This window comes from Paenibacillus riograndensis SBR5, from assembly GCF_000981585.1.
Taxonomy (GTDB): Bacteria; Bacillota; Bacilli; order Paenibacillales; family Paenibacillaceae; genus Paenibacillus_AQ; species Paenibacillus_AQ riograndensis.
Genome location: NZ_LN831776.1, coordinates 2,457,578 through 2,476,568 on the forward strand (window position 1 = coordinate 2,457,578; position 18,991 = coordinate 2,476,568).

The following is an 18,991-nucleotide window of genomic DNA, read 5'->3' on the forward strand; positions in this document are numbered from 1 at the left end:
TCAAGCGGTTATATAAACCCTTGCATTGGAAGCGTTTACCGTGAAAATAAAGAAAGAAAATGTCATTTTCATTACATTGAATGTAATATAACATGACTTATTTTCAAAGAAATTTACAATTTTTAGCGATTTATTGCAAATCATCTGAATAATCAAGGATATAATCTAACATTTGTGGGATATAGGGAGCCGCCGATAGCTTCTATAATTAACGTATCGTTAAACTTATGAGAAAGAGGGTTGATTATAGTGACAATGAACAAGACAAAAAAAGCAGCATTACTCGGTATGACGGGTGTACTGGCCCTGTTCACGGCCGCTTGCGGCAACAGCAACAGTGCGGATAACGCCAGCGGAAGCGGGAACGGGAACGGAAATGCGGAAGAAACCGTCACCCTGAACATGATGCATCCCTGGACATCGCCCAATGTGGACAATGAGGTGTACAAGGCACGGATCGCGAAATTCGAGGAAGAACATCCGAATATCGTCATTAAGCAGGACGGTGTGCCGTCCGCACAATACAAAACGAAGCTGCGTACACTGGCTGCCGCCAACAATCTGGCGGACATCAATGTCGTCTGGCCGGGAGCGGATCTGGAGCCGCTGGTGGAAGGAAGTCTGGTGGAGCCGATCGACAGTCTGATGGACAACTGGAAGGCGATTTTGCCCGAGACTGCTCTGGCCGGGTTCAACATTGGCGGCAAGCAATATGCGATTCCGACGAAGCAAACTTTTGTGGACATTATTTATTATAACAAGGACATGTTCGCCCAGGTTGGTTATACGGAGTTCCCGGATACCTACGATAAACTGATCGATGCGGTCAAAAAGCTGAAGGCTGCCGGCATTACGCCAATCTCACTGGGCAACAAAGAGCAATGGCCGCTGCAGTCCTCCTACCTGTCCATCATCGGGGACCGCTTCACCGGTAGTGACTTCCTCAGCAAGGTGATGAAGAAGGAAGCGAAGTTTACTGACCCTGACTTTGTCAAAGCCATTTCAGTCATCGATGAATTGACCAAGCTGGATGCCTTCAATACCGATGCCAACAATATGGATTCCGTGCAGGGACAGGACTATTTCATCCAGGGAAAAGCAGCTATGCATATCTCCTCCTCGACGGTAGACGCACGAATCCGCATCAATAATGACGAAGGCGCCAAGTTCGGAATTGCCCTCTTCCCAAGTGTGAACGGCGGCAAAGGCGACCCGGTCAAGAGCGCAGGCGTTGTGCAGTACGGCATTGCGATCAAGAGCGGACTGGATGAGAAAACCAAGGCGGCAGCCGAGGAGTTCATGAAGTATTTTGTGAGCGAGGATCTGTACAAGGAGCTGATCCGCAACGGGGTAGTGGTACCGGCCACCGTAGAAATTCCCGAGGATGCCAGCCCGTATCTGAAAGAAATGCTGGAGCTTACCAGCAAAGGCACGGCCCCTGTATTTGACAGCATTATCCCGACGCAGGTGGTGGATGTAGTACAGAATGGTATACAGGCGCTCACCGTGGGCCGCGGCACACCGGAACAGGTCGCCAAGGATGCGCAGGAAGCGGTTGACCAACTGAACTAGGACCGGATAAGGAGAAACGGAGTCCGTCTGTGGAGTCAACAGGCGAAGCCGTTTCTCCGTTTCATAAGCAGAAGAGGAATCGACTGGAAGGGGGATGCCCTGTGCATACGCTTAAGCAAACTAGACTGGCGATCTTTATCGGATTATTTCCGGCGCTGGTCATCTATCTTGGAATTGCGATCATACCGATCGGCATTTCGCTTTACTACTCGGTGATGGACTGGAACGGAATCGGTAAGATGACTTTTATCGGCCTGGACAACTATTCGCGTATTCTCACGGATGATACGTTCTGGCTTTCGGTTCAGAATAACGTTGTGATTATGCTTACCGGATTGGTCGGGCAGATTCCGCTGGGCCTGATTATGGCTTTGCTGCTGAACCGGGGGCTGAAGGGCTCCGGCTTTTTCCGTACCGTAGGGTTTATGCCCGTTGTAATTTCTTCTGTCATGGTTTCCTTAATTTGGGGCATGATTTATAACACAGAATACGGAATGCTGAACAGCATGCTGGCGTTCTTCGGGCTGGGAAGCTGGCAGCAGAACTGGCTGGGCGACATGAAGTGGTCCATGCTGTCGATCAGTGTGGCGTACATTTGGCAGAACTGCGGGCTGTACATGGTTATTTTCCTCGCCGCCCTGCAAAATATTCCGGATGAAGTCAATGAAGCAGCAGAGCTGGACGGCGCAACAGGCTTCCGGCGCACGCTGCATATCACTATTCCGATGCTCCGCAGCACGATTATGGTTGCGGTGGTGTACAGCATCAGCAACTCCTTCCGTGTGTTTGATCTGATCCAGGTGCTTACCGGCGGCGGCCCGGCGCATCAGACCGAAGTCATGACGCTCTATATGTACAACAGTGCGTTCATGAATCTGCGCTACGGGTACGGCAGTGCGGTATCCATTCTGATCCTGCTGTTCAGCCTGATTGTGATTAGCATCGTCAACCGGATCGGCCGGGAGAAGGATGCCCGAGGATGATTTTATCAGAAACTAAGGTTATTTATGAAAGGAGGAAGACATAATGAAGAAAAAATCGCCGTTGTTCAAAATCTTCGCCTACACATTTTTAAGCCTGTTCGCTATTATGAATATAATTCCGATTTTCTGGATGATCGTCAACTCCTTTAAAGAAGAGCAGGAATATGCGGCGAACCCGTTTTCCTTTCCAGCCACACTGCATTTCTCGAACTATACCAAAGCTTGGGAAGTTGCCAATATGAATATTTACTTTTTGAACAGCCTGCTGATTACGTTCGTATCGCTGCTCGTGACCGTGCTGCTGGGCTCGCTTGCCGCCTATTTTCTCGCACGTTTCACCTTCAGGCTGCGCGGGTTTACGTATGCGCTATTCTTGCTGGGGATGCTGGTGCCGATTCACGCCACCTTGATTCCCATCTTTCTGATTATGCAAAAATTAAGTCTCATTGATACGTATTTATCGCTTATCCTGCCTTACACCGCTTTTCACCTGTCGCTGACGGTGTTTATCCTGGAGGGCTTCATGCGGGGGTTTCCCAAGGATCTGGAGGAATCGGGCATCATGGACGGGGCCGGGGTATTCCGCATTTTCTGGTCTATTATTCTGCCGATTACCCGCCCTGCGATGGCTACGGTGGTAATACTCAACTTTATATACAACTGGAATGAATATTTATTCGCGCTGGTGCTGATCACCTCCAATTCGCTTAAGACGCTGCCTCTCGGCCTGGCGAACTTTGTAGGGGTGGAGACGGCGAGTTATACTTTGCAGATGTCGGCGCTGACCATCGCGCTTGTTCCCATACTGATCTTCTATCTGCTGCTGCAAAAGCAGCTGGTAACCGGGATGACCGCAGGGGCCGTCAAGGGCTGAGCCTGGAGACTCCGGTCCATCGGCTGGCAGCTGCAAAGAAGCAGGCGGCGGAGAGAAAAAGGAGTCTTAACGGATGAAGATACGCTGGAGAAAGCCCCGCAATTTCGGTCTAAAGCGCAAGGCGCTGGTCATATTTCTGCTCTTTGTCATTCTCCCGACCATCGGAGTTGGGGTCATTGTGCAATATAAATATAACAAGGTCCTGCGCGAGCAGTTCATCAGCTCCACCAGGCGCAACCTTGACAATGTGACCAGCCAGCTTGGCGAGCAGACCAAAATGGTGGAGGACATCGCGGATTATTTTATCCTGAGTCCCGACATGCGGAACTTTCTCAGCAGCTATCCGCCGCTTGGGAATGAACAGAAGGCGGTATACAAACGCAATATTGAAGATTTTCTGACCTTTCAATTGATGTCAAAAAGTTATATCCGCTCCATCGTCATCTCCGGCTTCAACGGCAATTCCATCGAGATGGGCGAGCCGTTCAGCGGGGATGAAGGGGTGTGGGAACGTGAGGCGGTGGCCCGTAAAGGCGGGATATACTGGACGGAAGGCTATCCGCTGAAAAGCTCCTGGAACGGGCAGGTCCGGGTATTGTCGATGATCCGTATCCTGAACTCCTTCAGTGAGATCACGAAGCCCCTCGGCATGCTGACCATCCGCTTAGATGAGGCTTCCATAGCCGCACAGCTTGAAAAAGGCGTGCTGGCTGCTGACTACGGAAGCGTGTTCATGGTAGGCGGGGCAGGGGATCTGATTCTGGAATCGGTCAACCGTCTTCCGGGCGGCTATGTTCCCGGCCCATCCCAGATGCATGCGCTTACCACCGGCACAAACAAGCTGGCAGCCTACACGGTTGCCGGCAAGCGGTACCTGACGATGTACAATCAAATCGAAAATTCCAAGTGGAAAGTGGTTGTCATGATCTCTGAGGCCAAAATGGCGGAGGAATTCCGCGGTGTCAAGATCGTGATGCTTATCATCCTGACAGCCATACTGGTACTGGCGCTCACCGCACTATTCGGGTTCCACTACACCATTATCCGTCCCATTCTAAGACTGAAAATCGAAACGGGGCGGGTGGCCGGCGGGGACTTCAGCGCGCGGGTGCCTATCGACTCACAGGATGAAATCGCCGAGCTGAACAGCAAGTTTAATGAGATGGTAATGACGATCCAGCAGCTCATTGAACATAAATATAAGCTTGAGCTGCGGGAGAGGGAATCGGAGCTGCGGCTGATGCAGAATCAGATGGACCCGCATTTCCTCTATAACACGCTGGATATGATCCGTTGGACGGCCCGTCTGGAGCAGGCGGAGCAGTCCAGCCAGCTGATCGAAATGCTGTCCAGGTTCTTTCGGGCCAGCGTCAATAATGGCAGCTACCAGACGACGCTGGGCAAGGAAATGGAATTTGTCCAGGCCTACTTGTATTTACAGCAGTACCGGCTGGGGGACAAGCTGTCTTATTCGCTGCACCTGGAGCCGGGAATTGAGGATGCAGTCACCCTGAAGGCGACCATTCAGCCTCTGGTGGAGAACGCGCTTAAGCATGCCTGGGACCGGAGCAGGCCTGTGAACAGGATCGAAGTAAAGGCTTATACAGCCGGAGATGAAATCAGGATTGAGGTGACCGACAACGGCAAGGGGATGACGGCGGACCGGGCGCGGGCGGTAGCGGCAGCCCTGAAGCCTGGGCCATCAGAGCGAATAGCCGGGCACGGGGGCGCGCTGCATAATATTCATGAACGGCTGTCCATTTTCTTCGGACAGGCGTTCGGACTGAAGATCATCTATACTTCGGATGAAGGCACGGGAATCCGCATCATTCTCCCGCTGCAGCGGACCGAAAGAGAGGGGGGTGAAGATCATGAGCAATAACGGAAAAGGGAATGCCAATGGGCTTAAAATGCTGATTGTCGATGATGAGCCGATCATTTGCAAGGGACTTCGCTTGACCATCGACTGGGCTGCGCTTGGGATTGAGGTGATTGGCGAGGCCTATGACGGGGAGGAAGCGCTGCAGGTGATGGCAAATACTGAAGTGGATTTCCTGCTCTCAGATATCCGGATGGAGGGGATGGACGGTCTGCAGCTGGCCGAGCAAGTAGGACAGCGGTACCCTGAGGTGCGGATGGTCATCATCAGCGGCTATGAAGATTTCGATTATGCGCGCCAGGCCATGCGGCTTGGGGTGAACGATTATTTGCTGAAGCCGGTCAATGTGGACGAGCTTACCGGGGTAGTGGGCAAGCTGGCGGATGAAATCCGCCGCCGGCAGCAGGAGGGCGGCAAGGATGAGGTCAAGCTCTGGCTGACCCATATGGCCAGGCATGGCATTGCCTACCGCAGGGCTGTTCCGCCATCGCTGCAGGGAGCCCAGTTCAGAATTCTGGCGACACAGCTCGGGTCTTTTCACGAGCGTTATGCGGAACTCGGCCAGGAGAAATACGAGCAGCTGCAGGAGCAATGGGTTAGCAGGCTTCATCAGCGTCTTTCGCTGCCCGGCCTGAGGCTGGTCTCGATCTTCGATCATGAGAATCTGCTGATCACGCTGGGGGTGTCGGACCATTGGATGGAGCCGCAGGAATGGCGGGTACTGCTGGACCGCCTTATGGAGGAGCTAATCCCCGAGGCGGAGCTCCACTGCGGTGTATCACAGGTTTATGCCGATGCAACAGAAACGGCAGACCGCTGTACCGAAGCCGCGGAACTGCTGCGTTATTCCGTGTTGGGGCAAGCTGTTGTTTTAGATCAAGAGGCAGTCCGGCAGTGGAGCGGCGTCCGGGAGCCGGCTGCCCTGGATATTGCAGATATGGTGCAGAAGCTGGTCGCGGCTTTATTCAAGCAGGATGCCGGGGAAACGGGCGGTCTTGTGTCGGAGATGCTGCAATTTTTTAGGCGCGAGTCGTATTTGCTGCATGAAATTATGACGGTGTATGAGGAACTGTTCGCCCTGCTGCGCCAGCGGCTGCGCAAGAGCGGAATCACGGGAATGGATTACGGCCGTCAGGTCCCGGATCTGTATCTGTATAATTCTTACGAGGCTCTGGAGGAGCTGATCCGAAAGGACATGGCTGATTTGCTGGAGCTGATTGAGCAGAATGGAACAGACCGCTCCTACTGGATCGTCGAAAAGGCCAAACGTTACATCGAAGCGCAGTACCGCACCGATCTCAAGGCTTCCGAGGTCGCGGCCTGGCTGAAGATCACGCCCAGCTATTTCAGCTATATTTTCAAGCAGAGCACGGGCAAAGGCTTCACCGAATATATGAACGAGCTGCGGATCGAGCAGGCCAAGGCGCTGCTTGCGTCCACACATGACAAGGTGTTCGAAATTGCCGACCAGGTGGGCTACAAGGAATACAAGTACTTCGTAACGGTATTCAAATCCTATACGGGCATGACCCCCAAGGAATACCGGGGACTCAGGGCGAGCAAGGACTTGTAGGGCTGGGGCGGTAAAGTGCAGAAGGTCTGCTTCCTTGCTGATATTTGCATATTTAATCTTTAGCGTTCAGTTTAGATGAGGGCAACAAACGGGAGGAACAAATAGATGGAGGTATACAAGAATTCATCTTTTCGTGTAGAGGAGCGGGTTCAGGATCTTCTGTCCCGCATGACGCTGCGTGAAAAGATAGGCCAGCTTAACCAGCGGATGTACGGCTGGGATGCTTACGCCTGGGAGAACGGGGAGCTGGTGCTTACCGAGGCTTTCCGGCAGGAGGTCGCTGCCGGTGGAGGCATGGGGGCGCTGTATGGATTATTCCGCAGCGACCCTTGGTCCGGCGTCGATTACAGCAATGGCATTACGGCTGCGGACAGCGCCTCAGCTGCGAACAAGGTGCAGCGTTATATTCGGGAGCACACGCGGCTGGGTATTCCCGTGCTGCTCAGCGAGGAGTGTCCGCATGGCCATCAGGCGCTGGACGGTACGCTGCTGCCGGTGAATCTGGCGGTCGGGGCGACCTGGAATCCGCAGCTGATGGAGCAGGCCTACAGCAAGGTGGCCCTGGAGCTGCGCAGCCGCGGCGCGCAGATTGGACTGCTGTCTGCGCTGGATATTCTGCATGATCCGCGCTGGGGACGTTCCGAGGAATGCTACAGCGAGGACCCGTTTCTGGCCGCTGCCTTTACGGCAGCAGCGGTGCGCGGGATGCAGGGAACGCGCGGAGAGCCGGCTTCGCCGGGCAAGGTGGCGGTGATCCTCAAGCACCTGTGCGCCCAGGGGGCTGCGCAGGGCGGAAGGAACGCCGGACCGGCAGCCATCGGGGAGCGCGAGCTGCGCGAGATCCATCTCCCGGCAGCGCGGGCGGGAGCAGCGGCAGGTGCTGCGGGATTCATGGCCGCGTACAATGAAATCGACGGCATTCCCTGCCATGCCAATGAGGCGCTGCTCAGCGGTATTTTGCGCGGGGAGTGGGGGTTTGACGGCATTGTTATGGCTGACGGCCAGGCCATCGACCGTCTGGTGGCGCTCACCGGCAGCCATGAGGGGGCAGCGGCGCTGGCGTTGAGCGCCGGGGTCGATCTAAGCCTGTGGGACAAGGGGTTCACCACGCTGGAGGAGGCGGTGAAGCTGGGGCTGGCCAGCGAAGCAGATATTGACCGCGCAGCCGCACGCGTGCTGACGCTGAAGTTCCGGCTCGGCCTGTTCGACGAGCCGTATACAGATGAGCAGCAGGCGCTTACCGCCGTGGGCCATGCGGATACCCGCGAGCTGAATCTGCAGGTGGCGCGGGAATCGGTTGTGTTACTGAAGAATGAAGGAGGCCTGCTTCCGCTTGCGGCTCAACACCGCCGGATTGCCGTCATCGGTCCCAACGCAGACCGGCTGTATAATCAGCTCGGCGATTATACGAGCATACAACGCGAAGGAACCGGTACGACAGTGCTGAAGGGCATCCGGCAGTGCGCTCCAGGCGGTGCCGAGGTCGTGTATGCCCTCGGCTGCGGTATCCGCGAGTCTTCTACAGCAGGGCTTAGCGAAGCGGTGGAGCTGGCGCGCAGCGCGGATGTAGCTGTGCTGGTGCTCGGCGGCAGCAGCGCACGGCAGTTCGGCGGCGACTTCGAAGCCAACGGCGCCGCGATTATCAGTGAAGGCAGTCCGTCCGAAATGGACTGCGGGGAAGGGGTTGACCTGGCCGACCTGCGGCTCGGCGGCATCCAGCAGCAGCTCGCGGAGGCGGTTGCCGCCACCGGCACGCCGGTCGTGGCGGTCATTATCCAGGGCCGCCCGCATGCCCTGGACGGGCTGGCGCCGCTGGCTGGTGCGCTGCTCTGCACCGGGTATCCGGGGACTGAAGGCGGACAGGCTATCGCCGAAATTCTGTTCGGCCATGTGAATCCCAGCGGCAAGCTGCCGGTGTCCCTGCCGCGCTCTTCAGGGCAGCTGCCGGTCTACTACAACCAGAAGGACCCTGGCCGCCCCCGTGTATATGTGGACATGCCGTCAGCCCCGCTGTATCCTTTTGGACATGGGCTCAGCTACACGAGATTTGAATACAGCAGCGTGGCACTATCGGCGGACTCAATCTCCGCCGGTGACCTTAAGGCAGGCCGTGAAGTAGCCGCCAGCATCAAAGTGAGGAATACCGGAACCTCCAGGGGGATGGAGACCGTCCAGCTGTACATCCGTGCCCGCGAGTCCGGCATTACGCGCCGTATAGCGGAACTGAAGGGCTTCCACAAAATCACGTTGCAGCCTAATGAAGAGAAAACCGTGACCTTCCGCTTGGGTGTGGAAGAGTTAGGCGTGTGGAATACTGCGATGAAGTTTGCTCCCGTGCCTTGCCGGGTTACGGTTATGGCCGGAGGAAGCTCTGCGGATACCCAAGCGGCGGAGCTTGTGATCACGGGCTGATTTCTGGCCGATTGGCAGGGGGAGGCAAGAATGTTCCTTGTCAACAATTGATGTTGACGCAGTATATTACAAAAGATGCCCTACAGTCACTATGACTGTAGGGCATCTTTATCTGCTCCAACGATATCGCCTTTTGTTTAAAAGCTGCAGCAGTTGTTGGTTAACTGCTGCTTTTTGCCTACGGACCACTCGACCACTGGCTCAGTCTACTGAGCCAGTCTTAACACAATGGTCCTGCTCTCCGTGTAACATGGAGATTGGCCCGCCGCCGCGTCGAACCCCGCAACAACGGCAAAACTGCCGTTGTTTGGCCCCGCTGCCGCGTCGAACCCCCGCAACAACGGCAAATCTGCCGTTGTTTAGCCCCGCTGCCACGTCGAACCCCGCAACAACGGCAAAACCGCCGTTGTTTGGCCCCGCTGCCGCGTCGAACCCCGTAACAACGGCAAAACTGCCGTTGTTTGCCCCCGCTGCCGCGTCGAACCCCCGCAACAACGGCAAAACTGCCGTTGTTTGGCCCGCCGGCAGGTGAGCAGTTGGAAAAAGGGAACTTATTTTTCCCTAAAATAAACATTCGCGAGGTTTAAGTGGAAAAAGGAAACTTAATTCGGCAATTTCACTCCGCCAGGAGAGAAACGGGCTGAATTAGTGTCCCTTTTTCCACTTAGCCTGCGATGCGCAGCGTATTCGAGCGAATTAGTGTCCCTTTTTCCACTTAGCCTGTGGAGCGCAGCGTTTTCGAGCGAATTAGTGTCCCTTTTTCCACTTAGCCTGCGGAGCGCAACGTTTTCGAGCGAATTAGTGTCCACTTAGCCTGCGATGCGCAGCGTATTCGAGCGAATTAGTTGTACTTTTTCCATCTAACCCCCGCAACAACGGCAAAATCGCCGTTGCTGCGGGGCCGCAGAGAACGAGGGCCTCCTGGCTGAAACACCAGCCAAGAGGCCCTCGCAGTTCCGTGCTTCCTGCATTGAAACGTTAGCCCGGCCTGGCGCCGATTAGATCTTCAGCACGCCGCCCTTGCTGGCATTGGTTACCAGCTTGGAGTAGCGGGCCAGATAGCCGGTCTTCACCTTTGGCTCGAAGCCCTTCCAGCCGGCGCGGCGGACCGCCAGCACTTCCTCGTCAACCAGCAGCTCGATCTTGCGGTTGTTGAGGTCCAGCTCGATGATGTCGCCGTTCTCGACAAAGGCGATTGGGCCGCCTTCGGCAGCTTCCGGCGAGATATGGCCGATGCTGATGCCGCGCGATGCGCCCGAGAAGCGGCCGTCGGTGATCAGACCTACCTTGGCGCCAAGACCCATGCCGACGATCTGCGAGGTTGGAGCGAGCATTTCCGGCATGCCCGGTCCGCCCTTCGGACCTTCATAACGGATAACCACTACATGGCCTTCTTTAACTTTGCCATTGGCAATCCCTTCCAGCGCTTCCTCCTGGGAATCGAAGCAGATGGCTGGTCCTTTGTGGTAGCCGCCAACGGAAGCATCCACCGCACCGACCTTGATGATGGAGCCCTCAGGTGCAAGGTTGCCGTAGAGGACAGAGAGTCCGCCCACTTCGGAATACGGGTTGTCCAGGCGGTGAATAACCGTAGTGTCCAGGATTTCATGTCCGGTGACATTTTCGGCCAGCGTTTTGCCGGTAACGGTCATGCAATCCCCGAAGATTGCGCCCGGCTTCTTCAAAAGCTCATTCAGCACGGCACTCACGCCGCCCGCCCGGTCAACGTCTTCAATGAAGATGTCGGAGGCCGGAGCCAGCTTGGACAGGTAAGGCACGCGGTTAGCGACTTCGTTAATGCGTTCCAGCGGGTAATCAATTTCCGCTTCCTGAGCCAGCGCCAAGGTGTGCAGCACAGTATTGGTGGAGCCGCCCATAGCCATATCAAGTGCAAAGGCATTGTCGAGCGATTCCTTGGTTACGATATCACGCGGCTTCAGATCCAGCTTGATCAGCTCCATGAGCTGGGTTGCCGATTTGCGGACGAATTCCTTGCGTTCTTCGGCTACAGCGAGAATGGTGCCGTTGCCCGGCAGCGCGAGGCCCAGTGCCTCGGCCAGACAGTTCATGGAGTTCGCAGTGAACATCCCGGAACAGGAGCCGCAGGTTGGACAGCCGTATTGTTCGAGTTCAAGCAGCTCATCATCATTGATTTTACCGACCTGGTGTGCGCCTACGCCTTCGAATACGGAAGTCAGGGAGAGCTTTTTCCCCTTGCTGTCCACACCGGCTTTCATAGGACCACCGCTGACAAAAATCGTCGGGATATTGACGCGCAGGGCGCCCATCATCATGCCCGGGGTGATTTTATCACAGTTGGGAATGCAGACCATGCCGTCGAACCAATGGGCGGAAACAACAGTTTCCAGGGAATCGGCAATGATCTCGCGGCTTGGCAGGGAGTAACGCATCCCTATATGTCCCATGGCGATCCCGTCATCGACGCCGATGGTATTGAATTCAAAAGGAACGCCGCCGGCTTCGCGGATCGCTTCCTTGACGATTTTGCCGAATTCCTGCAAATGCACGTGGCCAGGCACGATGTCGATATAGGAATTGCAGACCGCGATGAACGGCTTGCCGAAATCCTCCTCTTTTACACCTGCTGCCCGCAAAAGACTGCGGTGCGGAGCACGGTCGAAGCCTTTTTTGATCATGTCTGAACGCATTTTCTTGACTGCCATGATGACATTCCCCTCCTAATTAAATATGAACCGGATATAGTGCCGCATTAACGCAATGCAATCCCAAAATCTGCGTATCTGCGGATTATAGAAAGAACGGGGTCCAGCTTCCTGCAGAAAAATAGAAGAGGGCGAAGCCGTTTCTATAAAATATAAGCGGATATAATACGAACGTTATTAGAGAGTCTATCACAAAAAGCCGCTTTTTTCTACCGGACAATGTGAAGTTTGTCATTAGAAGATTCCCTTGCCGGACGCGGAAAAAGCCCATCCCGGAGGGGATAGGCTGATTTGGAATTATGTTACAGGGAACGGCGCAGGGCAGCACGCTGCAGGGAAATCATCCAGTCCACAGAAGGCTCGACCAGGGGATGCAGCAGTCGTTTGACTGCGGGCTGGGCCAGCAGTATTGTACAAGCAACAGCGCACAACAACACAAGTGCTGCTCCGGCGGCATTGCCAAGATAAGCGTACATTCCCGACACGGCAGCGAGGCGGACCACAAAGCCATGCAGCAGGAAAACATAGAGGGTGCGGCGGCCCCAATCGGTCATCCGGCTCAGCCGGTGAGGCACCCATCCCAGAAAAGCGAGCGAAGCGGCCAGCTGCAGCCCGTACATTCCCAGCCGGTACACACCCGCATACCATTCAGGCGCGTCAAGCTGCATGTAGGTCATGCTGCCGTACAGCCAGCCCGGCGGAAGCTCCGAACCGAACGTGCCCAGCAGGAGGAGCAGCAGTACCGATGCGGCGGCGGCAGCGATTTTGACATATCTATTGTAGAACCGGACAAAAGCCTCAAAGGAGAAGTGGTAGCCGATCACGAAAAACGGCAGATAAACAAAGGTACGGCTGATGCTGAACCAGATACCGTCAAGCTGCAAATAACCAACAGCAATACCGGCTGAAACGGAGAAAATAATTTGTGCCGCCCTGCTCCATCTGCCCATGCCGAGCATCAAGAGGCGCCAGCAGGCATGACTGGCCAGGAACCACAGCAGCAGATAAGGCGCGAAAAAGGAATGATGGATATTGGCTGCATGGAAAACAGATACGTCCAGCACGGAGTACAGAGTCTGAAAAATGAGGTATTGGAGTCCGATTTGCAGCAGCACCTTGCGCCCGGCGGCTCCGGTGAGGCTTTTTCCGGCAAAATAGCCTGTAACAAGCACGAACAGCGGCATATGGAAACTGAAAATCCACAAGTACAGGCTGTGCATTCCGCTCAAGGACTGAATCAGAGGTTCAATGGCATTGCCGGCAAAAACGGTGACTATAAGCATGAAGCGCAGGTTAAGAAAAAAAGTTTCTCCGCGTGCTGTTAGTGAGCTGTTAGCTGCCATGATTTTACCTCCAATTAGGCTTGCGCTAAGCAAATTACTTTAATTTTAAAATACTGGATTTCCGGAAAAACAATTGTGAATTACATCACAAATAACGGTTTGGTAAGCGCTGTCATAGCGGATAATTGTGGCGATGTGTTGAAGGTTGTTTGAATGCATTGATTCCTCTATAATTTTCTGTATGCAGTCATCGGGAGTGAGCATTATGGGGAAAAAATTAACGAAGCGCCGTGTCCTACTGGGTATTTTTTCCATTCTGATTGCGGCAGGTTTTTTTCTATGGAGATATTTAACACCTTATGCGCCGGAGGAAAGGGCTGAAAGTGCGCTGGTCTCCGCAGGTGGCGTCCGGGTGGAACAAAATGATAACTGGATTTCATTTGAGCCTTCGGTCACTCTTGGAGCGGCCGTGATTTTTTACCCGGGGGCGCTGGTTGCGGCGGAGGCTTATGCTCCTCTGGCCAAAAAAATCGCCGCTGCCGGACACCCGTTCTATATCGCCAAAATGCCGCTGAACCTCGCGTTGATCAAAAGCGATGCGGCCGGAGAGATTATCCGCGTGCATCCAAAGCTGTCTTTTGTGCTGGGCGGCCATTCGCTGGGCGGTGTCATGGCTTCGCGTTATGCGGCGGAGCATGCGGACCAGTTGAAGGGGGTATATTTTCTGGCCTCCTACCCGGATGAGAAGGGTAGTCTGAAGGATACTACGCTGTCAGTTCTGTCCATACTGGGTACGGAGGATCGGGTGGTTGACCAGAAAAAGTATAATGAAGGCCGTTCCTATCTGCCCGGCAACACGATATATTATTCGGTCAAAGGCGGAAATCATGCCCAGTACGGAAGTTACGGCGAGCAGAAGGGCGACGGGAAAGCCGCGGTTTCCGAGGAAGAGCAGCAGACCCTAACCACGCGGGCGATGCTGGATTGGATGGGCAATCTGCGTTAAGCTGCCCTGTAATTAGGAGAGGAGCTGAAGAATGGCTGTACTGCATGTAAATGATCTGGCCATACCCTGCAAGGGCATATTGTTCGACAAGGACGGCACCTTGCTCGATCTGCTCGCGACCTGGGGAACCTGGGCTGATCTGATGCTGAAGGGGCTGGAGAACCAGTTGGCGTTAATCGGAAAAGACAACTCTGGCCCCGGCCCGGGCCTCGCCAGGGTGCTTGGCACGGTGCATGACGACGCCGGGCGGGTGATCGGCTATGACCCTGCCGGTCCGCTGTCCATGGCTACCGCAGAGGAGACAAATGGCATCCTGGCCTGGCAGCTGTATACGGCGGGAGTCCCCTGGAACGAGGCGATTGCCCGGGTGACGGCCATCGGCAAGGAAGCGCTGAATGAGCTGCGCCGTCTCCGGGCGGCACATCCTTTGCCGGAGCTGCTGCCGTTTCTCCGGCAGTGTGCCGCAGCTTCATTGAAGCTTGGCGTTGTTACTTCCGATGGGGCTGTGACCACCGGCGAGCAGCTGGAATGGATGGGGATTACCGGTTATTTTGACACGGTAGTTACAAGAGAACGCGTCACGCACGGCAAGCCTGCACCTGAAATGGCGGAGACCGCCTGCCGGGAGCTGGGCCTTGACCCGGAGGAGGCAGTGATTATCGGCGATAGTAATGCCGATATGCAGCTGGGCAAAGGCGCAGGCCTGCGCCTGTCCATTGGCATATCACCCGCCGGGAGCGCCGCTCACCTGCTGGAGGCGGATACTGTCATTTCCGGCTATCATCAGCTTCGTCTCACAATCTGAATATGAACTATAGAAAGGATGCGTGCAGGCTTATGGACCCATTGCAGACACTGGTTTCCTGGATTAAGGACAGCGGGAGTATAGTTTTTTTTGGAGGGGCCGGAACATCCACCGAAAGCGGAATACCGGATTTCCGCTCGGCGGCAGGGCTGTATCAGACACAGCACAATTCTCCTTATCCGCCTGAGGTAATGCTGAGCCGCAGCTTTTTTATGTCCTCACCGGACATTTTTTTTGACTTTTACCGCAGCAAAATGATTCACCCGGAAGCGAAGCCGAACGGGGCGCATCAGCTTCTTGCCCAGCTGGAGCGTGACGGCAAGCTCAAAGCGGTCATTACGCAAAACATCGACGGCCTGCATCAGCTCGCCGGAAGCCGCCGCGTGCTGGAGCTGCATGGCTCCATTCACCGCAACCACTGCATGGATTGCTCGCGTTATTATGGGCTGGACCAGGTGCTTGCCTCCGAGGCCGGAGTTCCGCGCTGCCCGGAATGCGGGGGGATAATCAAGCCGGATGTGGTGCTCTATGAAGAGGAGCTGGATCATGATGTCCTTGTTGAATCGGTCGCGGCCATTGCAGCCGCAGATCTGCTCATTATCGGCGGGACTTCGCTTACGGTGCAGCCAGCCGCCAGCCTGATTACTTATTTCCGGGGCCGGCATACCGTGCTGCTGAACGGGGATCCGACTCCGTATGATCATCAGGCCGATCTGATTATTACGGACCGGATCGGCGCTGTGATGGGGAAGATTCAGGAACTGCTGTAAGACGGCCGGCAGCCCTGCCGGGAAGCAGAAAGAAAATATATTTTATAGCCAGCCTGCTTCTCACTATATAAGTTGAACTTAAAAAATTCATAAAAAGGGTAGAAGTGCGGAGGGGAAGTTTGGAACTGGAAGAGCGAATGCGTCCGCCTTTGTCACCGGATTTCAACCGCTAAAGGTGGTTCAATTAAGAAATTCTTACGACAACAGCGGCTGGAAGTCCAAACATTCCTCGTAGTTACGACCATACCCCACAATGTTAAACTATAGTTCAACTTATAGAGATTACATTTACCTTCAGCGGTTTAAAATAGGGTATTGCATCTATCAGCGAAACGAGAGGCAGGGATGAAGAATGGTATATGTGGCTAACGATGAACGGTATGAAAGGATGCGTTACAACCGCACGGGCAGATCCGGCCTAAAGCTTCCGGCAATTTCACTGGGACTCTGGCATAATTTTGGCGGCATCAATACCTATGAAAATGGCCGGGAGATGATTACCCGCTCGTTCGATCTTGGAATCACCCATTTTGATCTAGCCAATAACTACGGACCGCCCGCGGGGTCGGCGGAGGAAATGTTCGGCAAGGTGCTTGCCCGCGACCTGGCTCCCTACCGTGATGAGCTGGTTGTTTCAACCAAGGCAGGGTATTATATGTGGCCCGGCCCCTATGGGGACTGGGGTTCACGTAAATATATGCTGGCGAGCCTCGATCAGAGCCTGAAGCGGCTGGGGCTGGATTATGTGGATATTTTTTATTCGCACCGGCCTGACCCGGAGACGCCGCTGGAAGAAACGATGGGCGCTCTGGATACTGCGGTCCGTTCCGGCAAGGCGCTGTATGTCGGGCTGTCCAACTATACGGCGGAGCAGACCGCCGAGGCTGTCCGTATTCTTACCAGCCTCGGCACGCCGCTGCTGATTCATCAGCCCCGGTACTCCATGCTGGACCGCTGGATTGAAGGCGGGCTGCAGGATGTGCTGGAGGAGCATGGCATCGGCAGCATCGCCTTCACCCCGCTGGCGCAGGGCCTGCTGACCAGCAAATATCTCAACGGGATTCCGGAGGATTCCCGGGCGGCAGGGCCGTCCGCTTCTCTGAACGAAAGCCGGATTACCCCCGAGGTGCTGCGCAAAATTCACGCGCTCAACCAGCTTGCCGTCTCGCGCGGCCTCTCCCTGGCGCAGTTCGCGCTGCTCTGGACCCTGCGCGGCGGCCGGGTTACCTCTGCGCTGATCGGCGCGAGCCGCGTCAGCCAGATTGAAGAGAATATCGCCGCATTATCCCACGGCGAGTTCTCGCAGGAGGAACTGGACCGGATCGAAACGATTCTGAAGACGGACAGCGAGTAGTCAGAATAAGCTGCCCGGTATAACAACATCATCACACCTGAAAAGCCCGCTTCCTGCCGATCCGGAAACGGGCTTTTCGTGCAGACTGGGGATTGTCCGGCCGGTGACCGGTCATGCGAAGGATTTGCATGAGCTGCTTGTATTGCTAACGCAAGCATCACTAATTCGCCCATAAACGTCCGGAAGTGATGAAACTGCTTAAATTAAGTGGACAAAATCCCACTAAACCCTGTTCCCGCCAGATTTCCGGTAAATTAGTTTTACTTTTTCCACTTAGCACTCCTGGTGTAACTATCTGCTGCGGCACTCTTAGTGGAAAAAGGTACCGCTAATCCGGCACGACTGTCCGCTGGGACACTTTAAGTGGAAAAAGTATCACTAATCCGGCATACCAGTCTCCTTGGGCAACGTTTAGTTGGAAAAAGTACCACTAATTCGCCCATAAACGTCCGGATGTGATGAAACTGCTTAAATTAAGTGGACAAAATCCCACTAAACCCTGTTCCCGCCAGATTTCCGGCAAATTAGTTTTACTTTTTCCACTTAGCACCCTCCCGCAAGTGGTGTTTCAAGCGGGAGCAATCTGAGCAAAAAGGCGTAAGTACAAATTTACTTAGCGTTCAGCCAATGTTGGCGATTATGAACAGGATGGACTGGATCAAGGGTGGGCTGGCAGAAACTCCACGAGCCCCGGCCGTCCGCGAGCTCCGGCCGTCCGCGAGCCCCGGCCGTCCCCCAAGGCCGTCATCTACTTCTCCCCATGCCTTGCCGTAGCAATGCGGTAAGCGGTGGGGGACTGCGCGCAGAAGCGCTTGAACTGGCGGGAGAAGTACAGGGCATCCGTCAGGCCGACCGAGGCCGCAACCTGCTCGACGGACAGCTCCGGGCGCTCCCGCAGCAGCAGCCGCGATTTCTCGATGCGCAGCTTCAGCAGGTAAGTCACGGGCGACAGGCCCGTTTCCTGCTTGAAGATGCGTGACAGATAAGCGCGGTTGTAGCCAAGGCTGGCGCACATCTGCTCGATGGAGACAGGATGGGCGTACTGGGCCGCCATGTAGTGGATCATTTGCTTCACGGTGCGCTTAACCTGCGATTCCGCGCCGGGCAGCCGGGAAGAGGCGAGAAGCAGATCGGCTGCTTCGCCGACGAGCAGATAGAGATAGCCCAGCGAGGTGAGATGGGCGCTCTCTTTGCCCGTATAGAAGGCACGCATCATCCCGGCCAGGGCGCCGGGGAAGACACTGCCTTCGGCGGTGGACAGGACCGGCTTCTGCGGAGTGAAGCCGGTCTGCAGCACGAGCGCGTCCGCGTCCGTGCCGGTGAAGGCCGCCCAGCGGTAGCGCCAGGGCTGATCCTCATCTGAGACATAGCTGACGAGCTGTCCGGGATGAATCAGGAAGCAGTCACCCGGCCCAAGCTCATACTTCCGCTCTTCGGTGCGGAAGGTTCCGAAGCCGGATTCAATGAAATGCATGAGGTAGTAATCATAGATTTTGGGACCGGCCTGATGCAGAGGCAGAGTCTGGCTCTCGCCGGCAAAAAGCACATGCAAATGCTGCCGGTCATAAACCACGGGATTTGATCCTACGGAATAAGTATGTTCCACGCTGGAACCGCCTTTCTTGAGTTAACGCTGCCATAACCGTGCAGACGGGTGAATAAGGTGAAGGAACTTCCTTTTGATTATATCGCCACTTTTTCGGAAAGTCACATTTGTCCATGCATTACACACATGATTGCATTATCAGGGCAAGTCTGATTTTATTATAATGTAAGCATAAACGAAGCAATACGCT

Annotated in this window: 13 protein-coding genes; 10 read left to right on the forward strand and 3 right to left on the reverse strand. The window is 55.0% G+C overall.

All coding sequences use genetic code 11. The features are described from left to right. Nucleotides 1-255 precede the first annotated feature (255 nt). The 6 genes from PRIO_RS09945 (at nt 256) to PRIO_RS09970 (ending at nt 9,293) form a co-directional block, all read left to right on the forward strand. A complete protein-coding gene (locus tag PRIO_RS09945) occupies nt 256-1,572 on the forward strand; it encodes an extracellular solute-binding protein (protein WP_039788051.1) in 1,317 nt (438 codons plus the stop codon). A gap of 101 nt (nt 1,573-1,673) precedes the next feature. After that, nucleotides 1,674-2,555, forward strand: coding sequence for a carbohydrate ABC transporter permease (locus PRIO_RS09950; protein ID WP_020428284.1), 882 nt, complete (start codon nt 1,674-1,676; stop codon nt 2,553-2,555). Nucleotides 2,556-2,598: 43 nt separating this feature from the next. Beyond that, entirely contained in the window at nt 2,599-3,429 is an 831-nt protein-coding gene (locus PRIO_RS09955) for a carbohydrate ABC transporter permease (RefSeq protein ID WP_020428285.1), read from the forward strand. Between the two features lie 73 nt (nt 3,430-3,502). Further along, nucleotides 3,503-5,311 carry a cache domain-containing sensor histidine kinase gene (locus tag PRIO_RS09960; RefSeq protein WP_020428286.1) on the forward strand — a complete coding sequence of 603 codons (1,809 nt, stop codon included), beginning with the start codon at nt 3,503-3,505 and terminating at the stop codon, nt 5,309-5,311. Continuing rightward, nucleotides 5,301-6,881 carry a response regulator transcription factor gene (locus tag PRIO_RS09965; RefSeq protein WP_046502134.1) on the forward strand — a complete coding sequence of 527 codons (1,581 nt, stop codon included), beginning with the start codon at nt 5,301-5,303 and terminating at the stop codon, nt 6,879-6,881. The genes PRIO_RS09960 and PRIO_RS09965 overlap by 11 nt, the downstream gene beginning before the upstream one ends. A 105-nt stretch (nt 6,882-6,986) precedes the next feature. Then, nucleotides 6,987-9,293 (forward strand): glycoside hydrolase family 3 N-terminal domain-containing protein, encoded by a 2,307-nt coding sequence (locus PRIO_RS09970; RefSeq protein WP_046502136.1) that lies wholly within the window; start codon nt 6,987-6,989, stop codon nt 9,291-9,293. 998 nt (nt 9,294-10,291) lie between these two features. On the opposite strand, the gene ilvD is transcribed toward PRIO_RS09970, so the two are convergent. Both ilvD and PRIO_RS09985 read right to left on the reverse strand, forming a co-directional pair. Beyond that, nucleotides 10,292-11,977: a dihydroxy-acid dehydratase gene (ilvD, locus tag PRIO_RS09980; RefSeq protein ID WP_020426883.1), complete on the reverse strand. Its 1,686-nt coding sequence runs from the start codon at nt 11,975-11,977 to the stop codon at nt 10,292-10,294. Between the two features lie 302 nt (nt 11,978-12,279). Then, entirely contained in the window at nt 12,280-13,320 is a 1,041-nt protein-coding gene (locus PRIO_RS09985; protein ID WP_020426882.1) for an acyltransferase family protein, read from the reverse strand. 205 nt (nt 13,321-13,525) lie between these two features. On the opposite strand from PRIO_RS09985, the gene PRIO_RS09990 reads away from it, so the two are divergent. The 4 genes from PRIO_RS09990 to mgrA all read left to right on the forward strand — a co-directional run bounded on the left by PRIO_RS09990 (nt 13,526) and on the right by mgrA (nt 17,195). Continuing rightward, the gene (locus PRIO_RS09990; protein WP_020426881.1) at nt 13,526-14,266 is read left to right on the forward strand and encodes an alpha/beta hydrolase; all 741 of its coding nucleotides are present in this window, start codon (nt 13,526-13,528) and stop codon (nt 14,264-14,266) included. A 31-nt stretch (nt 14,267-14,297) separates the two neighbouring features. Beyond that, nucleotides 14,298-15,071, forward strand: coding sequence for an HAD family hydrolase (locus PRIO_RS09995; RefSeq protein WP_020426880.1), 774 nt, complete (start codon nt 14,298-14,300; stop codon nt 15,069-15,071). A gap of 32 nt (nt 15,072-15,103) precedes the next feature. After that, entirely contained in the window at nt 15,104-15,841 is a 738-nt protein-coding gene (locus PRIO_RS10000; protein ID WP_020426879.1) for an NAD-dependent protein deacylase, read from the forward strand. A gap of 352 nt (nt 15,842-16,193) precedes the next feature. Beyond that, nucleotides 16,194-17,195, forward strand: coding sequence for an L-glyceraldehyde 3-phosphate reductase (mgrA, locus tag PRIO_RS10005; RefSeq protein WP_020426878.1), 1,002 nt, complete (start codon nt 16,194-16,196; stop codon nt 17,193-17,195). A 748-nt stretch (nt 17,196-17,943) separates the two neighbouring features. Here the strand turns inward: mgrA and PRIO_RS10010 are convergent. Next, nucleotides 17,944-18,801, reverse strand: coding sequence for an AraC family transcriptional regulator (locus PRIO_RS10010; protein ID WP_020426877.1), 858 nt, complete (start codon nt 18,799-18,801; stop codon nt 17,944-17,946). Between the last annotated feature and the right edge of the window lie 190 nt (nt 18,802-18,991).

What these genes read in the sequence shown, in the direction of transcription:
- PRIO_RS09945 (WP_039788051.1), top strand. Translation starts at nt 256, where the DNA reads ATGAACAAGACAAAAAAAGCAGCATTACTCGGTATGACGGGTGTACTG.
- PRIO_RS09955 (WP_020428285.1), top strand. Translation starts at nt 2,599, where the DNA reads ATGAAGAAAAAATCGCCGTTGTTCAAAATCTTCGCCTACACATTTTTA.
- PRIO_RS09960 (WP_020428286.1), top strand. Translation starts at nt 3,503, where the DNA reads ATGAAGATACGCTGGAGAAAGCCCCGCAATTTCGGTCTAAAGCGCAAG.
- PRIO_RS09965 (WP_046502134.1), top strand. Translation starts at nt 5,301, where the DNA reads ATGAGCAATAACGGAAAAGGGAATGCCAATGGGCTTAAAATGCTGATT.
- PRIO_RS09970 (WP_046502136.1), top strand. Translation starts at nt 6,987, where the DNA reads ATGGAGGTATACAAGAATTCATCTTTTCGTGTAGAGGAGCGGGTTCAG.
- ilvD (WP_020426883.1), bottom strand. Translation starts at nt 11,977, where the DNA reads ATGGCAGTCAAGAAAATGCGTTCAGACATGATCAAAAAAGGCTTCGAC.
- PRIO_RS09985 (WP_020426882.1), bottom strand. Translation starts at nt 13,320, where the DNA reads ATGGCAGCTAACAGCTCACTAACAGCACGCGGAGAAACTTTTTTTCTT.
- PRIO_RS09990 (WP_020426881.1), top strand. Translation starts at nt 13,526, where the DNA reads ATGGGGAAAAAATTAACGAAGCGCCGTGTCCTACTGGGTATTTTTTCC.
- PRIO_RS09995 (WP_020426880.1), top strand. Translation starts at nt 14,298, where the DNA reads ATGGCTGTACTGCATGTAAATGATCTGGCCATACCCTGCAAGGGCATA.
- PRIO_RS10000 (WP_020426879.1), top strand. Translation starts at nt 15,104, where the DNA reads ATGGACCCATTGCAGACACTGGTTTCCTGGATTAAGGACAGCGGGAGT.
- mgrA (WP_020426878.1), top strand. Translation starts at nt 16,194, where the DNA reads ATGGTATATGTGGCTAACGATGAACGGTATGAAAGGATGCGTTACAAC.